Here is a 1,998-nt window from a genome sequence, read left to right as displayed (position 1 = left end):
ATTCCCCTCCTGGGAGGGGTTAGGGGTGGGTTCCCATCTCCCCATCTCCCCATCTCCCCACACTCCCTATCTCCTTATCTTAATGATGAACAAAATTCCCATCCTCCAACCTGGTAAATCTTATACCTTTAGAAGTTATTTTGAGATGGTCGTTGAGCCAGAAGATATTTTGGCTGAATTTGGCTATACCTTGAAGCGAAGCTCCTTGAATTTAGAAAAGTCTACGACAAAACTAGACCGACTTTCTAGTCTCAAATCTAGAATTGAAGAAAGCTTACCCTATGTTAGTTTAACCAGTGAAGCAGCTCGACGAGAATTACTAATCGCTCCCATCTTACTTGATTTAGTTCACTATACTCAAGCCCAGCTAAGAATCGAATATCCCCTCACTGTTACAGAATACTTGAAAGGTTATCTAGACTATTATCTTTATACCGATAGTAAACTATTGGTAATAGAAGCAAAAAATGCTAATCTCCAAAGAGGATTTGCCCAACTTGCTGTAGAATTAATTGCCCTCGATCTATGGAGTGATGCTGACCAATTGATTTTACAGGGTGCTGTTTCTACAGGGGATATCTGGCAATTTGGGCTTTTGCACCGAGAGCATAAACAAGTTACCCAAGACCTAAATCTGTACCGAGTTCCAGCTGATTTAGAAGAATTGTTCCGAATTTTAGTAGCTGTTCTTGGGTAAGCTATAGCGCGTGTCGCGGATCAGCGATTTTGGGCTACTTTTTGTATCTCACCTAATTGAAAACCGCTATAAAAAACTAAATCGCTCCAAAATCCTTAATCCCATGAAAACCAATGCGTTTAGACTGGCGACGAGTAAACTCGCCCACTGAAGAGTTACCATCCGGATCGATTACCCCTGTTACCTGCTGCCATAACTCAACAGGAGCTAAAGATATTTTATAGGTGCGATCGCCACTCTTGCACACGTGATACCACTTGGTTTCCTGGCACTCACTACACCAAAAAGCCTCTAGCCATTCTCCTTCAATAGCTACTGTGGTTTTAGTCGCTATCAGCATCAAAGCATATTTTTGTGGAACACCACGCTGCTTAAGTTGTCCTGGACGGTCAGCAAACAACCGATATTTTTGACTAACGCTATCAAGGTAGCAACCATGAATGGGACATAAAATAGCTCTTCGTTTAGAACGCTTCCGGTTGCGTTGACATCGTCTGGTTTGACTGGTTGATTGTGGCATATAGGAGTTCTAAATTCAGTGAGGGACTTTTGGGATTTTAGAGAAAACGCAACAGCGGATTACCAGAACAGGGGTAAAACCAGCGGTTATTGATAAATTGCATTTCTCTGAGTCAAAAAAAAATTAAAATTAATCAGTCCATTGACTTAAATCCATATTTATCTGTCGGGATAGTTTGTAGATATCATCTTTAAAACTATCCCTCAATTTGAGTTTAAAACTTCTGCTAAGCGGTTCACGCCTGTGTTTTTTAGTATTGTAATCACGTAGCTTATTGATTATTCCTAACCTTTCCACACCCAAAATAGTTTTGGTTTGCATAGCTAATTTGGATATAGGACGTGGTGTTTGTTGAGTAAACCGACCAATAAAATCTATTTTATGAGTTTTATTGGTATTAAGGGGATTAAAATCGGTTCTACCATCATAAAACTAGTTAATTAATAACGTCTATTCATCACCCATTGAAAGAAATAATTTACTAAATTCATTCAAATAAACCATTAGTAATTAAGGACTAATCCTATATTCTTAGTAGCCTAAAAGATGTCAGGACAATTTCCTAAATTTTTGTAAGACTTGATGAGAGAATTTTAGTTAAGTTTTAATTTGCTATTGTTGGACAATTGTTCAGTTAAATAATAGTATCAAAAAACAACCCATAAGTCAATGTCATAGGGAACACGGAATAGGGAGCGTTGCTTAATAATAGAATGATTTTAAGAGTAGGTGCGCGCCTCCAAGGGCGCGAGCAATCCCTCGCGCCCTTGGGTCGCACCTG

Annotated in this window: 2 protein-coding genes; one reads left to right on the top strand and one right to left on the bottom strand. The window is 39.1% G+C overall.

All coding sequences use genetic code 11. From position 1 onward, the window contains the following. Positions 1-85: 85 nt before the first annotated feature. Positions 86-697, top strand: coding sequence for a hypothetical protein (locus AC4II3_RS32575; RefSeq protein WP_488017440.1), 612 nt, complete (start codon positions 86-88; stop codon positions 695-697). 76 nt (positions 698-773) lie between these two features. On the opposite strand, the gene AC4II3_RS32570 is transcribed toward AC4II3_RS32575, so the two are convergent. Further along, positions 774-1,217: a hypothetical protein gene (locus AC4II3_RS32570; protein ID WP_488017439.1), complete on the bottom strand. Its 444-nt coding sequence runs from the start codon at positions 1,215-1,217 to the stop codon at positions 774-776. Between the last annotated feature and the right edge of the window lie 781 nt (positions 1,218-1,998).

The organism is Moorena sp. (assembly GCF_982860115.1).
The sequence above is the reverse complement of the archived record's forward strand: the minus strand, read 5'-3'. Positions and strand labels throughout refer to the sequence as shown.

What these genes read in the sequence shown, in the direction of transcription:
- AC4II3_RS32570 (WP_488017439.1), bottom strand. Translation starts at nt 1,217, where the DNA reads ATGCCACAATCAACCAGTCAAACCAGACGATGTCAACGCAACCGGAAG.
- AC4II3_RS32575 (WP_488017440.1), top strand. Translation starts at nt 86, where the DNA reads ATGAACAAAATTCCCATCCTCCAACCTGGTAAATCTTATACCTTTAGA.